Origin of the sequence: Micromonospora sp. NPDC049048, from assembly GCF_043197615.1 — a bacterium.
GTDB lineage: Bacteria > Actinomycetota > Actinomycetes > Mycobacteriales > Micromonosporaceae > Micromonospora.
Genome location: NZ_JBICTM010000005.1, coordinates 387,376 through 411,147, shown reverse-complemented (window position 1 = coordinate 411,147; position 23,772 = coordinate 387,376). Strand labels below are relative to the sequence as shown.

At 73.4% G+C, this 23,772-nt stretch carries 24 protein-coding genes and 1 pseudogene; 21 read left to right on the top strand and 4 right to left on the bottom strand.

All coding sequences use genetic code 11. The features are described 5' to 3' along the window. A partial coding sequence (locus tag ACGFIG_RS18775; protein WP_393004416.1) for an N-acetylmuramoyl-L-alanine amidase occupies window positions 1-1,204 on the bottom strand: 1,204 nt, incomplete at its 3' end. A gap of 508 nt (window positions 1,205-1,712) precedes the next feature. Then, on the bottom strand, window positions 1,713-3,425 hold the full coding sequence (locus tag ACGFIG_RS18770) for an alkaline phosphatase D family protein (RefSeq protein WP_393004414.1): 1,713 nt from the start codon (window positions 3,423-3,425) through the stop codon (window positions 1,713-1,715). A gap of 151 nt (window positions 3,426-3,576) precedes the next feature. Between ACGFIG_RS18770 and ftsY the strand changes: the two genes are divergently transcribed. The 8 genes from ftsY (at window position 3,577) to ACGFIG_RS18730 (ending at window position 13,117) form a co-directional block, all read left to right on the top strand. Next, window positions 3,577-4,764: a signal recognition particle-docking protein FtsY gene (ftsY, locus tag ACGFIG_RS18765; protein WP_393004412.1), complete on the top strand. Its 1,188-nt coding sequence runs from the start codon at window positions 3,577-3,579 to the stop codon at window positions 4,762-4,764. 7 nt (window positions 4,765-4,771) lie between these two features. Then, window positions 4,772-5,635, top strand: a complete 864-nt coding sequence (locus ACGFIG_RS18760) for an aminoglycoside phosphotransferase family protein (protein ID WP_393004410.1) — start codon at window positions 4,772-4,774, stop codon at window positions 5,633-5,635. 231 nt (window positions 5,636-5,866) lie between these two features. After that, entirely contained in the window at window positions 5,867-7,291 is a 1,425-nt protein-coding gene (locus ACGFIG_RS18755) for an ammonium transporter (protein ID WP_393004408.1), read from the top strand. A gap of 25 nt (window positions 7,292-7,316) precedes the next feature. Continuing rightward, complete coding sequence (locus ACGFIG_RS18750) at window positions 7,317-7,655, top strand: P-II family nitrogen regulator (protein ID WP_176733926.1); 339 nt, start codon at window positions 7,317-7,319, stop codon at window positions 7,653-7,655. A gap of 16 nt (window positions 7,656-7,671) precedes the next feature. Further along, on the top strand, window positions 7,672-10,038 hold the full coding sequence (locus ACGFIG_RS18745) for a [protein-PII] uridylyltransferase (RefSeq protein WP_393004406.1): 2,367 nt from the start codon (window positions 7,672-7,674) through the stop codon (window positions 10,036-10,038). Window positions 10,039-10,176: 138 nt separating this feature from the next. Beyond that, the gene (ffh, locus tag ACGFIG_RS18740; RefSeq protein ID WP_393004404.1) at window positions 10,177-11,736 is read left to right on the top strand and encodes a signal recognition particle protein; all 1,560 of its coding nucleotides are present in this window, start codon (window positions 10,177-10,179) and stop codon (window positions 11,734-11,736) included. Between the two features lie 72 nt (window positions 11,737-11,808). After that, window positions 11,809-11,967: a hypothetical protein gene (locus ACGFIG_RS18735; RefSeq protein WP_393004402.1), complete on the top strand. Its 159-nt coding sequence runs from the start codon at window positions 11,809-11,811 to the stop codon at window positions 11,965-11,967. Window positions 11,968-12,037: 70 nt separating this feature from the next. After that, window positions 12,038-13,117, top strand: coding sequence for an amidohydrolase family protein (locus tag ACGFIG_RS18730; protein WP_393004400.1), 1,080 nt, complete (start codon window positions 12,038-12,040; stop codon window positions 13,115-13,117). A gap of 17 nt (window positions 13,118-13,134) precedes the next feature. Here ACGFIG_RS18730 and ACGFIG_RS18725 read toward each other — a convergent pair whose 3' ends face one another. Next, window positions 13,135-13,743, bottom strand: a complete 609-nt coding sequence (locus ACGFIG_RS18725; protein WP_393004398.1) for a TetR family transcriptional regulator — start codon at window positions 13,741-13,743, stop codon at window positions 13,135-13,137. A 104-nt stretch (window positions 13,744-13,847) separates the two neighbouring features. On the opposite strand from ACGFIG_RS18725, the gene proS reads away from it, so the two are divergent. From proS to ACGFIG_RS18665, 12 genes and pseudogenes are all read left to right on the top strand, one after another. Then, window positions 13,848-15,254 (top strand): proline--tRNA ligase, encoded by a 1,407-nt coding sequence (gene proS / locus ACGFIG_RS18720; protein ID WP_393004396.1) that lies wholly within the window; start codon window positions 13,848-13,850, stop codon window positions 15,252-15,254. 111 nt (window positions 15,255-15,365) lie between these two features. Next, window positions 15,366-16,013 carry a DUF402 domain-containing protein gene (locus tag ACGFIG_RS18715; RefSeq protein ID WP_393004394.1) on the top strand — a complete coding sequence of 216 codons (648 nt, stop codon included), beginning with the start codon at window positions 15,366-15,368 and terminating at the stop codon, window positions 16,011-16,013. 252 nt (window positions 16,014-16,265) lie between these two features. Then, window positions 16,266-16,727, top strand: coding sequence for a 30S ribosomal protein S16 (gene rpsP, locus ACGFIG_RS18710; protein WP_393004392.1), 462 nt, complete (start codon window positions 16,266-16,268; stop codon window positions 16,725-16,727). Continuing rightward, the gene (locus ACGFIG_RS18705) at window positions 16,702-16,962 is read left to right on the top strand and encodes an RNA-binding protein (RefSeq protein WP_172862164.1); all 261 of its coding nucleotides are present in this window, start codon (window positions 16,702-16,704) and stop codon (window positions 16,960-16,962) included. The genes rpsP and ACGFIG_RS18705 overlap by 26 nt, the downstream gene beginning before the upstream one ends. A 2-nt stretch (window positions 16,963-16,964) precedes the next feature. Next, complete coding sequence (rimM, locus tag ACGFIG_RS18700; protein WP_393004729.1) at window positions 16,965-17,519, top strand: ribosome maturation factor RimM; 555 nt, start codon at window positions 16,965-16,967, stop codon at window positions 17,517-17,519. A 20-nt stretch (window positions 17,520-17,539) separates the two neighbouring features. Next, entirely contained in the window at window positions 17,540-18,313 is a 774-nt protein-coding gene (gene trmD / locus ACGFIG_RS18695) for a tRNA (guanosine(37)-N1)-methyltransferase TrmD (RefSeq protein ID WP_393004390.1), read from the top strand. 142 nt (window positions 18,314-18,455) lie between these two features. After that, window positions 18,456-18,812, top strand: a complete 357-nt coding sequence (gene rplS, locus ACGFIG_RS18690; RefSeq protein ID WP_393004388.1) for a 50S ribosomal protein L19 — start codon at window positions 18,456-18,458, stop codon at window positions 18,810-18,812. 186 nt (window positions 18,813-18,998) lie between these two features. Beyond that, window positions 18,999-19,873, top strand: a pseudogene (gene lepB, locus ACGFIG_RS18685) (signal peptidase I). Between the two features lie 9 nt (window positions 19,874-19,882). Continuing rightward, window positions 19,883-20,503 carry a signal peptidase I gene (gene lepB / locus ACGFIG_RS18680; RefSeq protein WP_393004386.1) on the top strand — a complete coding sequence of 207 codons (621 nt, stop codon included), beginning with the start codon at window positions 19,883-19,885 and terminating at the stop codon, window positions 20,501-20,503. 48 nt (window positions 20,504-20,551) lie between these two features. After that, complete coding sequence (locus ACGFIG_RS18675) at window positions 20,552-21,079, top strand: NUDIX hydrolase (RefSeq protein ID WP_393004384.1); 528 nt, start codon at window positions 20,552-20,554, stop codon at window positions 21,077-21,079. Beyond that, entirely contained in the window at window positions 21,073-21,885 is an 813-nt protein-coding gene (locus tag ACGFIG_RS18670) for a ribonuclease HII (RefSeq protein WP_393004382.1), read from the top strand. Before ACGFIG_RS18675 ends, ACGFIG_RS18670 begins: the two co-directional genes overlap by 7 nt. Further along, window positions 21,882-22,205 (top strand): DUF2469 domain-containing protein, encoded by a 324-nt coding sequence (locus ACGFIG_RS18665; RefSeq protein WP_007075222.1) that lies wholly within the window; start codon window positions 21,882-21,884, stop codon window positions 22,203-22,205. Before ACGFIG_RS18670 ends, ACGFIG_RS18665 begins: the two co-directional genes overlap by 4 nt. A gap of 184 nt (window positions 22,206-22,389) precedes the next feature. Here ACGFIG_RS18665 and ACGFIG_RS18660 read toward each other — a convergent pair whose 3' ends face one another. Beyond that, on the bottom strand, window positions 22,390-23,022 hold the full coding sequence (locus ACGFIG_RS18660; RefSeq protein WP_393004380.1) for a methyltransferase domain-containing protein: 633 nt from the start codon (window positions 23,020-23,022) through the stop codon (window positions 22,390-22,392). Between the two features lie 158 nt (window positions 23,023-23,180). Between ACGFIG_RS18660 and ACGFIG_RS18655 the strand changes: the two genes are divergently transcribed. Further along, window positions 23,181-23,744, top strand: coding sequence for a murein hydrolase activator EnvC family protein (locus tag ACGFIG_RS18655; protein ID WP_393004378.1), 564 nt, complete (start codon window positions 23,181-23,183; stop codon window positions 23,742-23,744). Window positions 23,745-23,772: the final 28 nt, after the last annotated feature.

Sequence of the window (23,772 nt, the reverse complement as noted above, 5' to 3'; positions counted from 1 at the left end):
GGATCTGGTGGTAGATGCCTCCGTTGGCGCCGACGATGAGGACCTGGGCGGAGCCGTCGGGCATGCCGGCGATGCTGACGCGGCTGCCGGCGGCCGTGGTGGGCGTGCCCGCGCCGGGCAGCGGCTGGAGCGGGTCCCAGGTGCGGTTGGGGTGGCGGATCCGGTGGTAGACGCCGTTGTCGGCGCCGATCATGAGCATCTGGGCGGAGCCGTCGGGCATGCCGGTGATGGCGACGTCCTTGCCGGCGGCGGGGGCGGTGGTGTTGTAGCCGGTGATGGGCTGGAATCCGGTCCAGGTGCCGTTGGGGTTGCGGATCTGGTGGTAGATGCCTCCGTTGGCGCCGACGATGAGGACCTGGGCGGAGCCGTCGGGCATGCCGGCGATGCTGACGCGGCTGCCGGCGGCCGGGGTGGGGGTGCCAGCGCCCGCGAGGGGTGCGAATCCGGTCCAGGTGCCGTTGGGGTTACGGATCTGGTGGAAGACGGTGTTGTCGGCCCCGATGATGAGCACCTGGGCGGAGCGGTCCGGCATTCCCGCGATCGCCATGTCACGGGCCTGGCCGGGGTCGGTCGTCCGGTAGCCGGCCAGTGGCTGGAACCCGCTCCACGACCGGCTCGGGAACCGCACCTGGTGGTACATGATGCCGGCTCCCGAGCCGCCGCCGGCCATGGCGGCCGCGACGTCGCGGCGCATCGCGTCCAGGTCGATGAAGGAGGGGTCGATCTTTCCGGTGGTGCTGGTCTCGCGGTGACCCCGGGCGTAGCTGGCGTCGCGGCCCAGTCTGCGCAGCACCGCGGCGGTCGCCGCGACCGACGCGTTGTACTGGGCCTGGGTCATCGACTGGTTGACACCGTTGTAGTCGATCTCCCAGCCGATCAGCATCGTGTTGCCGCTGCCCGCCGGGATGGGGCCGCTGCCCCGGCTGTTGCCGGCGTGGTTGGCGCGGTTGGCGGAGATCAGGTGGAACACGCCGTGGTAGTCCACGAGCGCGTGGCACAGCGGGCCGGGCAGGTCTGATCGGCCGTTGATGCAGACGCCCAGCGCGGGTGCGGGTCGGCTCGGGCTGGACGTCGCGGCGGTGTGGTGCCACAGCACGCCGATCGGGTCGAACGCGCCGCTGATGCCCCGGGAGCGCCAGTCACCCTCCTCGACGACCGCGACGCCGGCTGCCCGCAGGACGTCGGCGAGCCAGGGGATCCCCATCACACGGTCCCGAGGTCGGCGAGGCACTCGACGGCGGGAGCGGCGAGCGCCGGCCGGTCGGTCGACGACACTCCCGCCACGACGGCGGGTACGGAGGCGAGCAGGGCGCGCCGGCTGACGGTCCGGAGCGGGACGCGAGATGACGCCCGCGTTGTTTCGCGGGTTCTGGTGGTGGCCACGACGAGAGCCTTCCTGCCAGGGCGGACGGCCCCTCACCGGGTGCGGTGGGGGCCACGGGAACGCGTCGCGCCGGAACAGTGGCGGCGGGTCGGCTCGACCGTGTTCGTGCCACCAGGCGGGGCACGGGGTGCGCAGGCATCGACGACGAAGTCCTCCCGTCGGGTGCGACGGGTGTCGTCGAGGCGCCGTTCCGACGAGACACGGATGAATGATCGCGACCGAATGTCTCGATTCGGCATCGACAATTGGGAATTGATGAATCCGCGCACGTCGAAGCCGGGAAGTTCGGTGGTGGCAGTCCGCGTGGTCGCGGAGGGCTGCGACGGGATCAGCCGCCGGGGGTCAGGCGCTGGCGCATCACCTCGCGCAGGTGGCCGTCGCCGGTGGTGCCCTCGATCGTCACCTCGGCCGTACGACCGGTGTGCACCAGCGTCGCGACCGCGTTGCCGAAGTACGGCCCGGCCAGCCGCTTCCACCGGAACGGGGGACGGCGCACGCCGGCGGTGCGGGCCAGGGCCCGGGTGGCCCCGGCCGGCCCGGACGACCAGCCCAGCTTCATCAGCGGGCGCATCCCGGCGGGCACCTGGTTGTGGATGGGCGAGCAGGTCAGCTGGTGCACCGGGGTGACCACGCTCCGGTCGTCGAACCGTGCCCGCGCCACGTACGAGTGGTGCACGTCGCCGGAGAGCACGCTGATCGACGCCGGTGGCGCGTACGCCGGGCCGGCCCCGACGCGCTCGCCGGGCCCGCCCGGGGTGCCGCTGCCGAGGCGGGCGAAGAGCGCGCCCAGCCCGTCGAACGAGCGGCGGAAGGCGGCCCAGTGCTCCAGGTCCAGCCCCCGGCGCAGCTTCTCGGACAGCCGGGCCACCCAGCGTTGCCGGGAGTCGGCCAGCTTCTCGTTCCACGCCTCCACGTGGTGGATGCCCGGCGGCAGCAGCCACGGCAGCGAGGAGCCCACCACGAGGTGGTCGTAGACGCCGTGGGCCCGGTCGAGGAACCACGACCACTCGCCCGGGGGCAGCATGGCCCGCTGGCCGGGCGCCAGCACCCGGCTGCACCGGTTGTCCAGCATGACCAGCCGGGTGCGGCCGAGGTCCAGCGCGTAGCTCCACTGGTACTGCACGGCCCGCCACCGCTCGGTGTCGTGGGCGAGGTCGGCCTCGGTGTCGACCCGCTGCCCGAACTCGGCCAGCACCCCGGTGGCGTCCTCGGCCGCGCTGACCTTGGCGAAGACCGGGTCGGCGGCGATCTCGTCGGGGGCGAGGTTGCCGAGGTGCTGGTAGACCCAGTAGGATGCCAGGCCGCTGGTGATCCGTTCCGCCCACCAGGGCTGCTCGCGCATGTCGGCCCGCCAGGAGGCGGAGGTGTTCCAGTCGTCGATGATCTCGTGGTCGTCGAAGATCATCACGCTCGGCACGGTGGAGAACAGCCAGCGGATCTCCGGGTCCCGCCAGGACTCCAGGTAGAGCTTCGTGTACTCGTCGAAGCTGACCACCTGGTCGCCCGGCGCGCCCTTGGGCCGGCGCCGCCGCCGCTTCAGCAGCCGGCGCACCGTGGGGGAGGTCACGTCGGCGTAGACCTGGTCCCCGAGGAGCACCAGCAGGTCGGGCAGGTCGGCCCGGTCGGGGTCGGCCATCAGCCGCCGGGCGTACGCGTCGAGGGCGTCCGGGGGCAGCCGCCGGGTGGTGGCGTGCTGGGTGGTCTCCCGGCAGGAGCCGAAGACCAACCGGACCGGCTGGTCGAGGTCGTCGACCGCCCGGGTACGGATCACGCTTGGCGGGAAGCTGCTCCCCGGCTCCGGCCAGGCGACCTCGTCGTCGATCAGCACCTCGTAGCTGGTGGCGCCGTCCGGGGCGAGCCCCTCCACCACGACGAGCGCGTAGTGGTGGTCGTACGCGCTGAAGGTGGGTGCGGTGCCGCCGGCGCCGTCGGCGGTGCGGACGGTGACCACGGCGGGCGCGCTGGTCTCGACCCAGATGGTGGCCCGCGTGCCGACCACCCTGCGTAGCAGTGGACCGATGAGCAGGTGTGCCGCGGGCATGGTGGACCTCCAGATGAGCGGACTTCATCTTTACTACCCGGCCGGCGGTCGCACCACTGCTGGCTGTGACCGAGCCTACCGGCGCCCCGCCGCGCGCCCTCTCGGGAGCGGTGGCTGGGACAGCTTCACCGGCATCTGACAGGATTCCGGCATGACCGAATACCTCCTCATCGCGCTCGCCCTGCTCGGCGTGCTGATCCTCGGCGGCATCGGGCTGGTCGTGCCGCGGCTGCGCCGGCGACCGGAGCCGCCGCTGCCCGGGACGGAGGTCGAGACCCGGGCCGAGGAGGACCTCGCCGGCCCGCCGGTGGAGGCGCCGGAGGCCGAACTGTCCACCGGGATCCTGGTGGAGCCGCCGGTCGTCGAAGCCCCGGCCCCGGTGCTGGAGGTCCCGGAGCCGACCGCCGGGCGGCTGGTCCGGCTGCGGTCGCGGCTGTCCCGCTCGCAGAACGCCTTCGGCAAGGGGCTGCTCGGCCTGCTGAGCCGCGACCACCTCGACGAGGACGCCTGGGAGGAGATCGAGGACAGCCTGATCACGGCGGACGTCGGCATCGACGCCACCCGGGAGATCGTCGACCGGCTGCGCGAGCGGACCCGGGTCCTCGGCACCCGTTCCGCGGGCGAGCTGCGGGCCCTGCTCGCCGCCGAGCTGGTCAACGCGCTCGACCCGACCCTGGACCGGTCGCTGCGGACCGCGCCCAAGGAGGGCGTGCCGGCGGTGGTGCTGGTCGTCGGCGTCAACGGCGCGGGCAAGACCACCACCTGCGGCAAGATCGCCCGGGTGCTCGTCGCCGACGGGCGCAGCGTGCTGCTCGGCGCCGCCGACACCTTCCGGGCCGCCGCCGCGGACCAGCTGGAGACCTGGGGCGGGCGCGTCGGCGCGGAGACCGTCCGCGGGCCCGAGGCGGCCGACCCGGCCAGCGTGGCCTTCGACGCCGTCAAGCGGGGCATCGACACCGGTGTCGACACCGTGCTGATCGACACCGCAGGCCGGCTCCAGAACAAGATCGGCCTGATGGACGAGCTGGGCAAGGTCAAGCGGGTGGTGGAGAAGCACGGCCCGATCGACGAGACGCTGCTGATCCTCGACGCCACCACGGGGCAGAACGGGCTGGAGCAGGCCCGGGTCTTCACCGAGGTGGTCAACGTGACCGGCGTCGTGCTCAGCAAGCTCGACGGCACCGCCAAGGGCGGCATCGTCATCGCCGTGCAGCGCAAGCTCGGCATCCCGGTCAAGCTGGTGGGGCTCGGCGAGGGCAAGGACGACCTGGCCCCGTTCGACCCCGCACAGTTCGTCGACGCGCTGCTCGGTACCGAGCCGCTCGCCCGGGACGCGTAACCTCGCAGTGACGACCGACGATCGCGCCTACGCCGGGTGGCGCGACCCCAGCCACCCGTCGCCGCGCCTCGGGAGACCGTACGTGACTTCGCAGGAGATCCCGCTACACGGCGGGAACGTCAGCACCGTCGTCCGGGTCGGTGACACGGTCCGACGCAACGCCGGGCCGTGGACGCCCTCCGTGCACGCCCTGCTGCGCCACCTGGAATACGTGGGCTTCACCGGCGCTCCCCGTGCCCTCGGCATGGACGAACGCAACCGGGAGGTCCTGTCGTACCTGGAGGGGGAGTGCGGGGAGTACCCGCTGGCCCCGCACTGGGTGACCGACGAGGCGCTGGTGACCGTGGCCACCATGCTGCGGATGTTCCACGACGCCCAGTACGGCTTCGTCACGCCGCCCGGGGCGGTCTGGCGCTCGTTCGGCCCGCCGCCGCCCGACACCGAGGTGATCTGCCACCACGACGCCGCCCCGCACAACGTCATCTGGCGGCCGGACGGCACCCTCGGGCTGATCGACTTCGACCTCGCCTCGCCGGGCGCCCGGATCTACGACGTGGCGTACGCGGCCTGGACCTGGGTGCCGGTCTTCTCCGACCGGGACTCGATCACGCTCGGTTGGAAGCAGCCCGACCGGCCCCGCCGGCTGCGCCTCTTCGCCGACGCGTACGGGCTGATCCCCCGCGACCGGCACCGGCTCGTCCGCACCATCCGCAAGCGGATCGTGGACCACGTGGAGGGGATCCGCCGGATGGCCGCCGCCGGCGAGCCGGCCTTCGTCCGGATCGTGCACAAGGGGCACCTGCGCCGGCCGATGCGGGACCTGCGCCTGCTCGACTACGAGCGCAACGCCCTGGAGTACGCGCTGCGCTGAGCGGTCGACGCCGTTGGACCCCGTCCGCGCCCGTGGTGCGGTTCCGGGCGAAATGCCGTCCTGCGCCGTTGTGCGGTTCTCTTCACACGTCCGAAACAAGCCGTCACCGTTCGGAAACCGACGGGTGACGCTGGGGGAAACAGGGAGCGAGCAGGCTTCCGCGCATCCGGCGTACGGGCGACGCTGCCCCGGAAGCCGGGAAGGAGGGAACTTCACCTTTAGGAGGCCAGCGTGCCTGAGGCACCCACGATCGATTCCGGCAACACCGTCTGGTTGCTGGTGTCGACGGCGCTCGTGCTGCTCATGACGCCCGGACTGGCGCTGTTCTACGGCGGCCTGAACCGGGCCAAGGGTGTACTGAACATGATGATGATGAGCTTCTCCGCGATCGGGCTCATCTCTGTTTTGTGGTGGTTCTACGGTTTCAGCATCGCGTTCGGCAGCGATGTCAACGGGCTCTGGGGCGACCCGGCTGCCTACCTCGGCACCAAGACCTTCCTCGCCGAGACCGACCTCTGGGGCGCGACGGCGGAGAACCCGAGCGGCATCGGCGTCCCGCTCTACGTGTTCATGGCCTTCCAGATGATGTTCGCCGTGATCACCGTCGCGCTGATCAGCGGTGCCGTCTCCGACCGGGCGAAGTTCGCCGGCTGGCTGCTCTTCGCGTTCGGCTGGGCGACGCTGGTCTACTTCCCGGTCGCGCACTGGGTGTGGGGCGGCGGCATCATCGGCGGCGACCTGCACGCGCTCGACTTCGCGGGCGGCACGGCGGTGCACATCAACGCCGGTGCGGCGGCCCTGGCCCTGGCGCTGGTGCTGGGCAAGCGGCTCGGCTGGCCCCGGGAGGGCATGAAGCCGCACAACATCCCGCTCGTCGCGCTCGGCGCCGGGCTGCTCTGGTTCGGCTGGTTCGGCTTCAACGCCGGTTCCGAGCTCACCGTCGACTCGGTCGCCGGCCTGGCCTTCGTCAACACGCAGCTCGCCACGGCCGCCGCGGTGCTCGGCTGGATCGTCGTCGAGTGGATCAAGGACAGGAAGCCGACGCTGGTCGGCGCCTCGTCCGGCGCGGTCGCCGGCCTGGTCGCCATCACCCCGGCCTGCGGTTTCATCGCGCCCTGGGCGGCGGTGCTGCTCGGCCTGGTGGCCGGTGCGGTCTGCGCGCTGGCGATCAGCCTCAAGTACAAGCTCGGCTACGACGACTCGCTCGACGTGGTCGGCGTGCACTTCGTCGGCGGCTGGATCGGCTCGCTCTGGCTCGGCCTCTTCGCCACCAACTCGGTCAACGGGGCGATCACCGACGTGATCGGCGCCTCCGACGGGCTGTTCTACGGCGGCGGGGTGACCCAGCTCGGCCGGCAGGCCCTGGCCGGTCTGATCGTCACCGCCTGGTCCTTCGGGGTGGCCTGGGTGCTGGCCTTCGTGATCGAGAAGACGATCGGTTTCCGCCTGCGGGCCGAGGACGAGGTCGGCGGCATCGACATCGCCGAGCACGCCGAGAGCGGCTACGACCTGTCGCCGGCCGCCGGCAGCGGCGGGGGCAGCGCGTTCGCCATGGCCGGGCTGACCGCCGCCAAGCCGACCGCGGCACCCACGCCCGCGGAGTCGGCCGAGCCGGCCGAGCCGGCCGCGCCGGTCGACGAGAAGGTCGCCGGTTAACGTTCCTGGGATGGAGGGGTTGGACATGAAGCTGGTGACCGCGGTCATCAAGCCGTACCAGCTGGACGCGGTGAAGGAGGCCCTGCACGCCCTCGGCGTGGCCGGCCTGACCGTCAGCGAGGTCCAGGGCTACGGGCGGCAGAAGGGGCACACCGAGGTCTACCGGGGTGCCGAGTACACGGTCGAGTTCCTGCCCAAGATCCGGGTGGAGGTGCTCACTGACGAGATCGACGTCGACAAGATCGTGGACGCCGTCGTCGGCGCCGCCCGGACCGGCAAGATCGGCGACGGGAAGGTCTGGGTGACCGCCGTCGAGGAGGTCGTCCGGGTCCGCACCGGCGAGCGCGGCCTCGACGCGCTCTGACCGGCCACCCACCGACATGACCTCGTCGACCAGGAAGAACCCGTCGGGCGGCACCGGCAACGGTGCCGCCGGACTCCTGGTCGACGAGGTCGTCGGCGTCGACCGCGGCGTCGGGGAGGCGGCACGGGCCGCGCGGGCCGACGCGTACGACCGGTGGTTGCGGGCGCTGCTGCCGCGGCGGCCCGGGGTGGCGCTGATCGCCGTCGGCGGGCTGGGCCGCCGGCAGTGCGCGCCACACGGCGACCTCGACCTCGTCCTGCTGCACTCCGGGGTGCCCGGCGTGGACGAGTTGGCCGGCTCCGTCTGGTATCCCGTGTGGGACGCCGGGCTGCGGCTCGACCACTCCGTCCGGACCGTCGCCGAGGCGCTCTCCGTCGCGCAGGACGACGTGAAGGTGGCCCTCGGGCTGCTCGACGCCCGACTGGTCGCCGGGGACGCCGCACTCGCGGACACCCTCGTCCGCACCGCCGCCGACCACTGGCGGCGCACCGCCGTACGCCAGCTCCCGGCGCTGCGTGAGATCACCGCCGCCCGCTGGGCGGCCCACGGCGAGCTGGCGTTCCTGCTCGAGGGCGACCTCAAGGAGGCGGCCGGGGGGCTGCGCGACGTGGGCATCCTGCGGGCGATCGCCACCGCCGGGATCACCGACGCGCTGCGCCCCGCCGTCCGCGCCGCGCACCTGCGGCTGCTGGACACCCGCGACGCGCTGCACCACCAGGTCGGCCGCCGGGTCGACCGGCTCGTCGCCCAGGAACGCGACGGGGTCGCCGCGCTGCTCGGCCTGCGGCACCTCCCGCCGGGCGCGGCCGACCTCGCGCCACTCCGGCAGCCACCACCGGAGGCGTCCGACCCTTCGCGGCGGGACCGGGCGGTCGGTGACGGCGACGCGCTGCTGCGCCGGGTCGCCGGGGACGCCCGGACCGTCAGCCACGCCCTCGACGACGCCTTCCGCGCCGCCGACCGGCTGCGCTCGGGCCGCCGCCGGGGCGCCGACGGGCGTCCGCTGCGCCGGCCGGTCGCCCGGGACGTCGTCGAGCACGACGGAGAGCTGGTGCTGGCCCGCACCGCGATCGGGGCGCGCCCCGACCCGAGCCTGTCGCTGCGGGTCGCCGCCGCCGCGGCCGTCACCCGGCTGCCGATCGCGCGGGCTACCTGCGAGTGGCTGGCCGCGTACTGCCCGCCGCTGCCGGCGCCGTGGCCGGCCGAGGCCCGGGCCGCACTGGTCACCCTGCTGGGCGCCGGTCCCGGCCTGGTGCCCGCCTGGGAGACCTGCGACCGGTACGGGCTGATCGAGGGCTGGCTGCCCGAGTGGACCCGGCTGCGCAGCCTCCCGCAGCACAACCCCGTGCACCGGTTCACCCTGGACCGGCACCTCGTGCAGACCGCGTACGAGGCCAGCCGGCACACCCGCGACGTGGACCGTCCCGACCTGCTGCTGCTCGGCGGCCTCCTGCACGACATCGGCAAGGGACTGCCGGGCGACCACAGCACCGTCGGCGCCCCGCTGGCCGAGGCGGTGGCCACCCGCATCGGCCTGCCCGGGCCGGAGGTGGCGATGATCGGCACGCTGGTCCGGCTGCACCTGCTCCTGCCCGAGGTGGCCACCCGGCGGGACCTCGCCGACCCGGTCACCATCGCCGGGGTGGCCGAGCGGGTCGGCGACGCGACCACGCTGGACCTGCTGCACGCCCTGGTACGCGCCGACGCCGCCGCCACCGGGCCGGCCGCCTGGTCGGACTGGAAGGGCCGGCTGATCGCCGAGCTGGTCGCCCGGGTGCGGATCGCGCTGGACACGGGCGCGCTGCCCGCCGCGCCCGCCCCCGACCCGGCGCTGCTGGCGGGGCCCCTGCCGGTCGTACACCTGACGGCCGACCGGGTGGCGGTGGCCGCGGCGGACCGGCGCGGCCTGCTCGCGACGGTGGCCGGCTGCCTGGCGCTGCACCGGCTGGAGGTGCTCTCCGCCGACGCCTCGACCGTCGACGGCCGGGCCCTGGTCGAGTGCCGGGTGCAGCCCCGGTACGGGCTCGCGCCCGACCCGGTCGCCCTCGGCGCCGACCTGCGCCGCGCGGTCAACGGCGACGTCTCGGTCATCCAGCGGCTGCGCGGCCGGGCGCTGGCGGCGCGCTCCGAGGGGGCCGCGCCCCGGGTGGTCTGGCACCGTGAGGCGGCCACGGACGCCGTGCTGTTGGAGCTGCGCGCGGCGGACGCGGCGGGCCTGCTCTACCGGGTCACCTGCGCGCTGGACGAGGCCGGCGCCCAGGTGCGCGCGGCGCGCATCTCCACCCTGGGCGGCGACGTGGTCGACGCCTTCTACCTCGTCGGCGGCTGGCCGGACGCCGCCACCCGCGCCCACCTGGAGGCCGCGGTGCTGGCCGCGGTGTGAGGAAGGGGCGCGTCGGCAGTTCCCGGGCTGTGCCCGGCCCGGAGCGGCCGTGCGGCCGGCCGGCTACCCTAGCGGTGGCCGGACACCTCGCCCGGTCGCCGTTGTGCCCGCCGGAACACTGACAAACGGGATGTTCGCGTGTTTGACACCTTGAGTGACCGCCTGTCCGGGATCTTCACCAAGCTCCGCGGCAAGGGTCGGCTCACCGACGCCGACATCGACGCCACCGCGCGCGAGATCCGCCTCGCGCTGCTGGAGGCGGACGTCGCGCTGCCGGTGGTCAAGGGCTTCATCGCCAACGTCAAGGAGCGGGCGCGCGGCGCGGAGGTCTCCCAGGCGCTCAACCCGGCGCAGCAGATCATCAAGATCGTCAACGAGGAACTGATCAACGTCCTCGGCGGCGAGGGGCGGCGGCTCCAGTTCGCCAAGCAGCCGCCGACGGTGATCATGCTCGCCGGCCTCCAGGGCTCCGGCAAGACCACCCTCGCCGGCAAGCTGGCCCGCTGGCTCAAGGCCCAGGGTCACCAGCCGCTGCTGGTCGCCGCCGACCTCCAGCGCCCCAACGCCGTCGGGCAGCTCCAGGTGCTCGGTGGCCGCGCCGGCGTCGAGGTGTACGCCCCCGAGCCCGGCAACGGCACCGGCGACCCGGTCCAGGTGGCCCGCGCCTCGATCGAGCACGCGAAGCGTGCCGCCCGCGACATCGTCATCGTCGACACCGCCGGCCGGCTCGGCATCGACGCCGAGATGATGCAGCAGGCCGCCGACATCCGCGACGCGGTCGCGCCGGACGAGGTCATCTTCGTCATCGACGCCATGGTGGGTCAGGACGCGGTACGCACCGCCGAGGCGTTCCGCGACGGCGTGGGCATCACCGGCGTGGTCCTGTCCAAGCTCGACGGCGACGCCCGCGGTGGCGCCGCGCTGTCGGTCCGGGAGGTCACCGGGCAGCCGATCCTCTTCGCCTCCACCGGCGAGAAGCTGGAGGACTTCGACGTCTTCCACCCCGACCGGATGGCCAGCCGGATCCTCGGCATGGGCGACGTCCTCACTCTGATCGAGCAGGCCGAGCAGGCCTTCGACACCGATCAGAAGGAGAAGATGACCGCCAAGCTGATGGGCGGCGAGCAGTTCACCCTGGAGGACTTCCTCGACCAGCTCATCGCGGTCCGCCGGATGGGTCCCATCGCCAACGTGCTGGCCATGATGCCCGGCATGGGGCAGATGAAGGACCAGCTCGCCGAGGTCGACGACAAGCACTTCGACCGGGTCACGGCGATCATCCGGTCGATGACCCCCGCCGAGCGGACCAACCCGAAGATCATCAACGGCTCCCGCCGGGCCCGCATCGCCAACGGCTCCGGCGTCACGGTGATGGACGTCAACCAGCTGCTCAACCGCTTCGCCGAGGCGCAGAAGATGATGAAGCAGATGGGCGGCATGATGGGCCTGCCGGGCGGCGGCCGGCGCAAGGCCACCAAGTCGCCGAAGAACAAGCGCAAGGGCACCAAGGGCGGCAACCGGCCGCGCGCCGGGGCGGGCGCCGGGATGCCGGGCGGGTTCCCGGGCGGCATGCCGCAGCTCCCGCCGGGCATGGACCCGAACGACCTGGCCGCCGGCCAGGGCCTCCCGCCGGGCTTCAAGCTGCCGAAGATCGACTTCAACAAGCTCGGCAAGGGCGGCGACGGCCGGCCCCGCTGACGCGTGTCGGTGGCGGCGGGTGACATGATCCTTGCCTAGGGTGATCTCGCCCCTGGAGAAGGAGTCAAGACCGTGGCACCCATCCTGCCCGAGCGGTCGGAGTGGACGGTCGACGACCTCGGCGACCTGCCGAAGGATCTCTTCGTCACCGAGCGGCCGTGGAAGGTCTCCGTCGACCTGCCCGCGCTGACGACGCGTCGGGCCGGGCTGCTGGCGCGCGACGAGGGCTGAGCGCCACCGGCCCGCGCGGGGCGGGGAGAATGGCGGCGGACCGCCCCCCTTTCGCGCAGACGGAGGACACATGGCCTGGCACGTACGCGGCGTGGTGCTGCCCGACGACGAGGTCCGTGACCTGTGGCTGGTCGGCGACCGGGTGACCTTCACCCCGGTTCCCGGCGCGGAGACCATCGCCGACGGCGGTTTCGTGCTGCCCGGCCTGATCGACGCGCACTGCCACATCGGCATCGCCCGGGGCGGCGCCCCGATCACCTCGCTCGACCAGGCCCGCGAGCTGGCCCGCGTCGACCGCGACGCCGGGGTCCTCGCGATCCGCGACGCCGGGTCGCCGTACCCGTACCCCGAACTCGACGACGAGCCCGACCTGCCGCGGCTGGCCCGCGCCGGCCGGCACGTCGCGCCGCCCAAGCGCTACCTGCGTGACATCGGCGTGGAGGTCGGCGCGGCGGAGGTGGCGGCGACCGTGGCCGCGCAGGCGCGCGCCGGCAACGGCTGGGTGAAGCTCGTGGGCGACTGGATCGACCGGGGCGTCGGTGACCTGGCCCCGGCCTGGGACGCCGACACCATGACCGCCGCCGTCCGGGCCGCACACGCCGCCGGGGTACGCGCCGCCGTGCACACCTTCTCCGAGTCGGCCGTCGAGATCATGGTGCGTGCCGGGGTGGACTCGGTGGAGCACGGCACGGGCCTCAGCCTGGACCTGATCGACGAGATGGCTCGCCGGGGCACAGCGCTCATCCCCACGATGATCAACATCCGGACCTTCGGCGGGATCGCCGAGCAGGCACGGGCCAAGTTCCCCGGCTACGCCGAGCACATGCTCGCCCTGCGCGACCGCTTCCCCGAGGTGGTGCGTTCGGCGTACGAGGCGGGAGTGCCGATCTACGTGGGCACGGACGCGGGCGGCGGCATCGACCACGGCCTCGCCGCCGAGGAGATGCTGCTGCTGCACGAGCAGGCCGGCATGTCCACCACCGACGTGCTCGCCGCCGCGTCCTGGGGCGGTCGCGAGTGGCTCGGCTTCCCCGGGCTGGTCGAGGGCGGCCTGGCCGACCTCGTCGTCTATCCGGAGGACCCGCGCGCCGACCTGCGCGCCGTACGCAGCCCCGCGCGCATCGTGCTGCGCGGTCGCGTCGTGCGCTGACCGGCCGCGCCGCCCGCTCAGCCGGTGCGGAGCGTGCCCTGGGTGACCGCGTGCAGGAGCAGGTAGACGGCCAGGTCGGCGAGGGCGGTGGCGGTCTGCTCGACCGGGGCGCCCGGCAGGACGATGTGGCTGATCACCAGCCGGACGACCGAGTCCGTGGCGAAGGCCACCGCGTCGCGGTCCGCGCCCGGCAGGACTTCGTCGGCCCACTCCAGGAGCACCTGGGTGGCCTCGTCGAGGACCAGCTCCGACCGGGTGGTGAGGTAGGGCAGCAGGTCGTCCGAGCCGCCCCGGGAGCTGGTCAGGACGGCCTTGATCAGCGGGTCGTCGACCGCCTCCGTGAGGGTGTGCGAGATGGTGGCGTGCGCGGCGGCCCGGACGTCGTCGCCGTGGGCGCGCAGCAGGCCGCGTACCGCCCCGACGAACCGGTCGACCTCCCGGCGGGCGAGCGCCTCGGCCAGCCCCGCCTTGGTGCCGAACTCGTTGTAGACCGTCTGCCGGCTCACCCCCGCCGCGCGCGCGACGGCGCCCATCCGGACGCCGTCCCAGCCAGTCGCGATGGTCAACGTCCGGGCGGCCTCGACGATCGCCTCCCGGGAACGGGTGCCGTCCCTCACCTCACCCATGGTGGTCGAATCCTACGGCCCGCCGCACCGTCCGGCACGGCGGACACCGGTGACGTCGCGCCCGATGACGTCGTCCCTTCGGTTGACGCATAGGATGTGCGGTCATGGCACGCGTGCTCACTCCCCGTGCGGAGGACTTTCCCCGCTGGTACCAGGACCTGATCGCCAAGGCGAAGCTGGCCGACAACGGCCCGGTCCGGGGGACCATGGTCATCCGACCGGCCGGCTACGCCATCTGGGAGCGGATGCAGGCCGAGATGGACGACCGGATCAAGGCGGCCGGCGCGGAGAACGCGTACTTCCCGCTCTTCATCCCCGAGAGCTACCTCAAGCGCGAGGCCGAGCACGTCGAGGGCTTCTCGCCGGAACTCGCGGTGGTCACCCACGGCGGCGGCAAGCAGCTCGCCGAGCCGGTCGTGGTCCGCCCCACCAGCGAGACCGTCATCGGCGAGTTCATGGCCAAGTGGATCGACTCCTACCGGGACCTGCCGCTGCTGCTCAACCAGTGGGCCAACGTGGTCCGCTGGGAGCTGCGTCCCCGGGTCTTCCTGCGCACCAGCGAGTTCCTCTGGCAGGAGGGGCACACCGCGCACGCGACCCGCGACGACGCCCGCGCCTACGCCCGCCGGATCCTGCACGAGGCGTACGAGGACCTGATGGTCAACGTGCTCGGCATCCCGGTGGTCGTCGGCCTGAAGACCGCCCGCGAGCGCTTCGCCGGCGCCACCGCCACCTACACGTGCGAAGGCATGATGGGCGACGGCAAGGCCCTCCAACTCGGCACCAGCCACGAGCTGGGGCAGAACTTCGCCAAGGCCTTCGACATCAGCTACTCCTCGGCCGAGGGCGGCCGGGAGCACGCGTGGACGACCTCCTGGGGCACCTCCACCCGCATGCTCGGTGGCCTGATCATGTGCCACGGCGACGACAACGGCCTGCGCGTGCCGCCGAGGCTCGCGCCGGTGCAGGCGTACGTCATGGTCGTCAAGGACGGCGAGGGCGTCGGGGAGGCCGCGGGCAAGCTGCGCGACGCGCTGCGCGACGCGGGCGTCCGGGTCGCGCTCGACGACCGCACCGACACCCCGTTCGGCCGCCGCGCCGTCGACGCCGAGCTGCGCGGCTATCCCGTACGCGTCGAGGTCGGCCCCCGCGACCTGGCCGCCGGCAACGCGGTCGTGGTGCGGCGTACGGACGGCTCGAAGTCCCCGACGCCGGTGGCCGACGTGGTGGCCGCCGTGCTGGCCGCCCTCGACGCCGACCAGCGGGCCCTGCACGACGAGGCGCTGGCCCACCGGAAGTCCCGCACGGTCGAGGTGTCGACCCTCGCCGAGGCGATCGAGGCGGCGGCCACCGGCTGGGCCATGGTGCCGTGGTCGGCGGTCGGCGTGCAGGGCGAGGCGGAGGCGAACGGCCAGGGCGTGACCGTGCGCTGCCTGCTGCGCGCCGACGGCTCGGTGCCCGACTCCGAGGACGAGCCCGACCTGGTCGCCATCCTGGCCCGCGCCTACTGACCCACCCGTACGCCGCATGGCCGGTTCCGCCTCGCGGGGCCGGCCGTGCGGCGTTCCGGCGCCCGTGGGTCGACGGGGCCGGAGCCGGCGGGGCGCCGGTAGGGTCGGGGCGTGAGATTCGAACCTGGGCGGCTGATCGTGCACCGCAACGTGCGGCGGGGCCGGATCGGCTGGGCCCGCACCGCGCGGGTGGTCAGCGACGACGACCGGGGCCTGCTGCTCTGGGTGCCCCGCGACTCCCCGGTCGCGAGCGAGGTCACCGAGGCCGGGCTGGGCATGCGGGCGGTGCCGTTCACCGAGTGGATCTCCTCGTCGTACGGGCTGGCCATCGGCCGGTGGGACGGCCCGTCCGTGCTGAAGTTCCTGCCCGCCGGGGCCGCCCACTCGGTGTGGTGGTTCCGCGACGCGCAGGACCGCTTCGCCGTCTGGTACGTCAACCTGGAGGAGCCCGGCGTGCGCTGGGACGACGGCACGCTCGCCGGCGTCGACATGGTGGACCAGGATCTCGACGTGGTCGTCCGCCCGGACCGCAGCTGGGAGTGGAAGGACGAGGACGAGTTCGCCGAGCGGCTGGCCTTTCCCGAGCACTACTGGGTGGCCGACCCGGACGCCGTCCGGGCCGAGGGGAAGCGGGTGATCGCGCTGGCCGAGGCGGGGGAGTTCCCGTTCGACGGCACCTGGTGCGACTTCGTCCCGCCGTCGGACTGGGTCACCCCCGACGGGTTGCCGCCAGGCTGGGACCGTCCCCCGGTGCGCTGAGCCCGCCGCCTGACGGTGTGCTTTCGGTCACTTCTGCCGCCGGGCGGGGGACCCGGGGCGGTCCGGTGTGAGAGATCCGGGCCCGATCTGGCAGAATGGCTGGCTGGTATCCGGCGTGTGTCCGGCGCCCTCTAACCCGGGCACGTCGCCAGTCCACCGAGCAGTCTCCGGCCCAACCCCACTGTGCCGGTCGACACTCACCCGTGCACCGCCCGTTCGGGCAGGTGAGATCGCAACAGGAGCGAAACAACTGTGGCCGTAAAGATCCGGCTCCTGCGGATGGGCAAGATCCGCAACCCGCAGTACCGCATCGTCATCGCCGACTCGCGTACCAAGCGCGACGGCCGGGCGATCGAGTTCGTCGGGGTCTACCAGCCGAAGGAAGACCCTTCGGTGATCGAGGTCAAGTCGGAGCGGGTCCAGTACTGGCTGTCCGTCGGCGCCCAGCCGAGCGAGGCGGTGCAGCGGCTGCTGGAGCTGACCGGTGACTGGCAGAAGTTCAAGGGCCTGCCGGCCCCGCCGCCGCTGAAGGTCGCCCCGGAGCGGGCCGACCGCACCGCGGCGTACGAGGCCGAGGCGAAGGCCGCCGCCGGGCTGGCCGAGGCGCCCGCCAAGCCGGCCAAGAAGGCCGCCAAGGCCGACGCCGCGGCCGAGGCGCCGAAGACCGAGGCCGCGGCCGAGGCCCCGGCTGCCGACGCCGGTGAGCAGGCCTGACATGCCTCTGCGTCCGGCGTTGGAGCACCTGGTCAAGGGCATCGTCGACCACCCTGACGACGTGCGCGTCCGGATGGTCGACTCCCGTCGGGGCAAGCGGCTGGAAGTCCGCGTGCACCCGGAGGACCTCGGCACGGTGATCGGGCGGTCCGGCCGGACCGCCAAGGCGCTGCGCCAGGTGATCGGCTCCATCGGCGGGCGCGGCGTACGCGTCGACATCGTCGACTCGTACTGATGCTGCTCATCGTCGGCAGGATCGGCAAGCCGCACGGCATCCGCGGTGAGGTCACCGTGGAGGTGCGGACCGACGAGCCCGAAGCGCGGTTCGCCCCGGGGACGGTGCTGCGCACCGAGCCCGGGGCGGCCCCGCCGGCGCAGGCCGCGCCCGGGCCCGGGGAGGCCTTCCGGGTGCCCGCCGAACTGGTCGTGGAGTCCGCCCGCTGGCACCAGGGCCGGATGCTGGTGGCGTTCGAGGGCATTCTCGACCGGGACGTCGCCGAGGCGCTGCGCAACACCCTCATCGGGGTCGACAGCGCCGACGTCGCCGCGCCGGAGGACCCGGAGGAGTTCCACGACCACCAGCTCGTCGGACTGGCCGTGGTCACGCCGGGCGGCGACCGGCTGGGCGAGGTGGCCCGGATCGACCACGCCCCGGCCTCCGACCTGCTGGTGCTGCGCCGTGCCGGAGGCGGCACCGCGCTCATCCCGTTCGTCAAGGCGATCGTCCCCGAGGTTGACCTCGCCGGCGGTCGCGTCGTCGTCGACCCGCCGGCCGGTCTGCTCGATCTGTAGAACCGCTGGAGCACCCCCGCATGCGCGTCGACATCGTGTCGATCTTTCCGGAGTACTTCGCCCCGCTGGACCTGTCGCTGATCGGCAGGGCGCGGGCGAACGGCACGCTGCGGCTGGCCGTACACGATCTGCGGATCTGGACCCACGACGTGCACCGTACGGTCGACGACACGCCCTACGGCGGCGGACCGGGCATGGTGATGCGGCCGGAGCCGTGGGGCGAGGCGCTCGACGCCCTGGCCCCGGCGGAGGTCACCCCACCCCGGCTGGTGGTGCCGGCCCCGACCGGCGTTCCCCTCACCCAGGCGCTGGCGCACGAGTTGGCCGCGGAGCCGCACCTGCTCTTCGCCTGCGGCCGGTACGAGGGCATCGACCAGCGGGTGCTCGACCACGCCGCCACCCGGATGCCGGTCACCGAGGTCTCCCTCGGCGACTACGTCCTCTTCGGCGGCGAGGTGGCCGTGCTGGTGATCCTCGAGGCGGTCACCCGGCTGCTGCCCGGCGTGCTGGGCAACGCGGGCTCGTTGGCCGAGGAGTCGCACGCCCACGGGCTGCTGGAGGCCCCCATGTACACGAAGCCGGCAACCTGGCGCGGGCTGGAGGTGCCGGAGGTGCTCCGCTCCGGCGACCACGGCAGGATCGCCCGCTGGCGGCGGGACGAGGCGTTGACCCGTACCGCGACACGCCGTCCCGACATGCTCGCCACGTTGGACCCGGAGCACCTGGACAAACGGGACGTGGCCGCGCTGGACTGGGCCGGATTTCAGGTGCCACCGGGGGATGTGGCAAAGTAGGGGGGTTGCCGCAGCCGGCCGCGCCGCGGACGGCTGCGAGGATCTCCGACCGGGGTCGGGTCACCGACCACCACCCGAAGATCAGAATCACCCACCCGCGCACCGATTGACGGTGCGCCGTGAGCCTCACGAGGACGCAGCGATGAACATCCTGGACGCCCTTGACGCCCAGTCGAAGCGCACCGACCTCCCCGACTTCCGTGCCGGTGACACCGTCAAGGTGCACGCCCGGGTCGTCGAGGGCAACCGGTCCCGTGTCCAGATCTTCCAGGGCGTCGTCATCCGCCGCCAGGGTGACGGTCTGCGCGAGACCTTCTCGGTCCGCAAGATCAGCTTCGGTGTCGGTGTCGAGCGCACCTACCCGGTCAACAGCCCGGCGATCGACCGGATCGAGATCGTGACCCGCGGTGACGTCCGCCGCGCCAAGCTCTACTACCTGCGCGAGCTGCGGGGCAAGAAGGCCAAGATCAAGGAGAAGCGCGAGAAGCAGCCCAGCTGACCCTCGCGCTCGCCACGCCGCCGCGAGCTGCGCGTATGTCGTATCGACCGGATCGCACTACCCTGGTCGCTACGGGCGCAGCCGGGCGACGTCCCGCCACCACGGCGGAGCGACGGCCACTACCGCCCGGGGAGCCCCGACAGGGTTCCCGGGCGGTAGTGTCATTTCTGCTGACCGGAGAGTGGCGTGGTGCAGACGCTTGACGAGAACGGCGCCGTCGACCCCTGGCGCCGTCGGGCCCGCAGACCCCGCCGGCAGATGCCCCTCTGGCAGGAGTTGCCGCTGCTGCTCGTCGTGGCCTTCTGCCTGGCGGTGCTGATCCGCACCTTCCTGCTCCAGGCGTTCTTCATCCCCTCCGGCTCGATGGAGGACACCCTCCTCGTCGGCGACCGGGTCCTGGTCAACAAGGTCGTCTACGACGTACGCGACCCCCTGCGGGGCGAGGTCGTCGTCTTCCGGGGCACCGAGCGCTGGGCCCCGCAGGTCGACCAGGAGCCGGAGCCCGGGTTCGCGGGCAAGCTCACCCGGACCGTCGGCGACCTGGTCGGCGTGAGCCGCCCCGGCGAGAAGGACTTCATCAAGCGGGTCATCGGCCTGCCGGGCGACCGGGTGAAGTGCTGCGACGCCGAGGGGCGGGTGCTGGTCAACGGCACGCCGCTCGACGAGTCCTCGTACGTCCTGCGGGACTCGCCGCTCGACATCCCGCCCAACCCCCGCGAGTGCCGTTCCCGGCGCTTCGACGAGGTCGTGGTCCCGCCCGGGCAGATCTTCGTGATGGGCGACCACCGCATGGTCTCCCAGGACGCCCGCTGCCAGGGGCCGGTGCCGATCGAGAACGTGGTGGGCCGGGCGTTCACGGTGGTCTGGCCGTCGTCGCGGTGGAGCACCCTGTCGGTGCCCGCCACCTTCGACGACGTCGCCGATCCGCCGGCCGCCTCCACGGGCGCCCCGCCCCCGGTCCGCCCCTCGCCGACCGGCGGGGTGGCGCTGTTCGGTCCCGTCGTCGCCGTGCTCGCCGTTCTCGCGGGTTCCGGACGGTGGCGTCCGGCCCGGCAACGTAGGCTCGTGCCGTGATTGACGAGCAGACCGACAAGCCGCGCAGTTCCTTCTGGAAGGAGCTGCCGATCCTCCTGGGTGTGGCGATCCTGGTCGCGGTGCTGGTGCGCGCCTTCGTGCTGCAGACCTTCTTCATTCCCTCCCCGTCGATGGAGAACACCCTCCAGATCGACGATCGGGTGCTGGTCAACAAGCTGGTCTACGACTTCCGCTCCCCGCACCGCGGCGAGGTGATCGTCTTCAAGGCCCCCGTGGAGTGGAGCGCCAACCCCGACGGCGAGGACTTCATCAAGCGCGTCATCGGCGTCGGCGGCGACCACGTGGTCTGCTGCGACGCGCAGGACCGGCTGGTGATCAACGGCAAGTCGCTCGACGAGCCCTACATCTTCCCCGGCGACAAGACCGCCGAGGAGTTCGACATCACCGTCCCGAAGGGCCGGCTCTGGGTCATGGGCGACCACCGCGAGGCGTCCGGCGACTCGCTGGAGCACTGGCAGCAGTCCGGTCAGGACATCACCATCGCCACGATCCCCGAGGGCGACGTCGTGGGGCGGGCCTTCACCGTCTTCTGGCCGTTCAGCCGGGCCACCTGGCTGAGCGTCCCCAAGCAGTACGAGGCCATCCCCGAACCGTAGGGGTCGCCGGGCGTGGGCGATGTCGGCGGCGTCTGGCAGGCTGGTGCGGTGACCGTCTACACCCCCCGGCGTGCGGCGCGCGTCCTGCTCGTCGACGCGGCGGGTCGGCTGCTGCTCTTCTGCGGCTCCGACCCGGCCCGCCCCGAGGGCGGCCGCTGGTGGTTCACCCCCGGCGGCGGCCTGGACGCGGGGGAGACCTACCCCGAGTGCGCGGCGCGGGAGCTGGCCGAGGAGACCGGCCTGCGGCTGCCGGCCACGGCGTTCGCCGCGCCCGTGCACCGAGACGTGACGGAGTTCCCCTTCGACGGGGTGTGGTACCGGCAGGAGCAGGAGTTCTTCCTGGTGCGGGTGGCGGGTCACGAGGTCGACACCGCGGGCTTCAGCGAGATCGAGCGGGCCACCGTCGCCGCGCACCGGTGGTGGGCGCCGGACGAACTGGTCGCCAGCGGCGAGCGCTACTACCCGCCGGAACTGCCGACGGTGCTGGCCCGGGCGCTGGCCGCCACGGCGCCGCCGACGGTGGAGGCGGGCGGGCGCCAGGAAGGCGTCGACGGTCACGAGGAGGCGCCGTGCTGACGCCGCCGCGCACCGTGGTGCGCCGCGAGGGCGGGCTCTACGCGCTGGAGCGCGCGTTGCAGCGGCGCGGCTTCCGGCACGTCGCCGGGGCCGACGAGGCGGGTCGCGGGGCGTGTGCCGGGCCCCTGGTGGCCGCCGCCGCGATCCTGCCCGAGGGGCGACGCGGCGAGATCGACGGGCTGGCCGACTCCAAGCTGCTCACCCCCGCCAGCCGGGAACGCATCCACGACGAGGTCGTGGCCCGCGCGCTGGCGTACGCCGTGGTGGTCGTTCCGGCCGAGGAGGTCGACGAGCGGGGCCTGCACGTGTGCAACCTGGCGGCGATGCGCCGGGCGCTGGCGTCGCTGACGACCCGCCCCGACTACGTGCTGACCGACGGCTTCGGGGTGGACGGTCTCGACGTGCCGGGGCTGGCGGTGTGGAAGGGCGACCGGGTGGCCGCCTGCGTCGCGGCGGCGAGCGTCCTCGCCAAGGTCACCCGGGACCGGATCATGGTCGAGCTGGACGGGACGTTCCCGGGCTACGGGTTCGCCGAGCACAAGGGTTACATCACCGCGGAACACACCGCGGCGCTGCGGGATCGGGGGCCGTGCCGGGAGCACCGGTTCTCCTACGTCAACGTGGCGGCGGTGTCCGGTCGTGACGGCGCCCCGCCCCGGGCGCGTCGCCCGGCCGACGCGAGGCGGGACGAGCCGATGGAGCGGTCCTGCCCGCCAGGGGGTACCGTCGGCGTGGCGTTGGGCGAGCAGCCTCGGCCTCCGGCGTCGGTGGGGGAAGATGTGGTCATGGAAGGCGGAGTGCGATGAGCGCGGAAGACCTCGAGAAGTACGAGACCGAGATGGAGCTGCAGCTCTACCGGGAGTACCGCGACATCGTCCGCCAGTTCTCCTACGTGGTGGAGACGGAGCGTCGCTTCTACCTGGCCAACCAGGTCGACCTGCACGTGCGTAACTCCGACGGCGAGGTCTACTTCGAGGTCGAGATGCACGACGCCTGGGTGTGGGACATGTACCGTCCCGCCCGGTTCGTGAAGAACGTCCGGGTGATGACCTTCAAGGACGTCAACGTCGAGGAGTTGGAGAAGCCCGACATCTCGCTGCCGGCCGACTCCGGCTTCGGCGGCTGACCCGCCGCTCCGCCGCCCGTCCGCTGGTCCCACCACACCGGGCGTACGGCCCGTCGGCGCCCCCCACCGCCGCGAGGCCACCGCCCGGCTCCTCTCCGACAGCCGTAGCCCGGTCTGTCGTCCACAGTGGTGATCGAGCCCTCCCCGAAGGCCGTTGCCGACGTCGGTGCCGCACCGGCCACCGTCAGTCGACGAAGGCGAACATCGTCACGCCGGACGGCAGGGGGCGGGGCGGCGTACCCAGGAAGCGGTGTGCCCCCACGCCCACACCGTCCGCCGGGCTGCTGACCGTCCCCGCCGCGAAACCCTCCTCCACGAACCAGCCACGGATGGTCGGTACGAGGTCGGGTTCGCGCCGGTGCCGGGTCCAGAGCACGGTGCCGCCGGTCGCGCAGAGCGCCGCGCAGTACCGCACAGTGGCGCGTACGTCCGCCTCGCTGACGTTGCCGAACACCCCACAGACCAGCACCAGGTCGGCCGGGGCCAGGTCGGCGTACGCGTCGGTGCGCGCCGCGTCGCCGGTCACCACCTCCACGGCGGACAGGCCCGCCGCGCGGGCCGCCGACCGGGCCACGTCCGCGTTTCGCGGGTCCAGCTCCACCAGCCGGGCCGTCACGTCCTCGCGGCGGGGGTGGGCAGCGAGTTCGGGAATCAGGTCACGCCCCTGGCCGGCGCAGAGGCTGAGCGCCCGCAACGGACCGGGCGGGGCCGCGTCGAGTGCCTCCCGCACCCGCAGCCGCACCTCCGCGAGCCGGCGGGACAGCGCCGAACCCGCCTCGTCGTAGTCCCCGTGCCAGGCGTGCCAGTCCCGCGTCACGCATCGCAGCGTAGACGTCACCGGAGCCGCCCGGCCGTCCCCCGTGGACGCCTAGCAGATCACCCGGCCCTGTGGGGGTTGTCCACAGGACGAGCGTCGTCCACAGCCGAGGGGGTCGCGGGTGGCAGGGGCAGGTGAGCGCCGGGCAGGCTGCGCCCATGCGACCTGCCGCCCGTACCGCCGTCGCGCTCTGCGCCGTCCTGCTGTCCCCCGGGCCCGTCGCCCGACCGGTCTCGGCGACGCCACGGCCGCCCGTCGCGGCGGCCGCCGCCGTGTCACCCGAGCCGGTCGTGGCCGCGCGGTTCCGGTGGCCGCTCGACGGGACCCCCCGCCCGGTGCGCCGGTTCGATCCGCCGCCCCGGCCGTGGCTGCCCGGGCACCGGGGCGTCGACCTGGCCGCCGCGCCGGGCGCGACCGTGCGGGCCGCCAGCGCCGGCACGGTGCTCTTCGCCGGCCTGGTCGCCGGGCGTCCCGTCGTCACCGTCGGGCACGCCGACGGGCTGCGGACCACCCACGAGCCGGTGTCGCCGGCGGTCCGCCCCGGCGAGACACTGACCGCCGGCGCACCGCTGGGCACCCTCCTCGCCGGCCACCCCGGCTGCCCCGCCCCCGCCTGCCTGCACTGGGGGCTGCGGCGCGGCGCCGACTACCTGGACCCGCTGGCCCTGCTCGGCCTGGGACCCGTGCGGCTGCTCCCGCTCGACGGCGCGGCCGGCGGCTGACCGCGTCCCAGCTCGTCGGCAGGCCGGA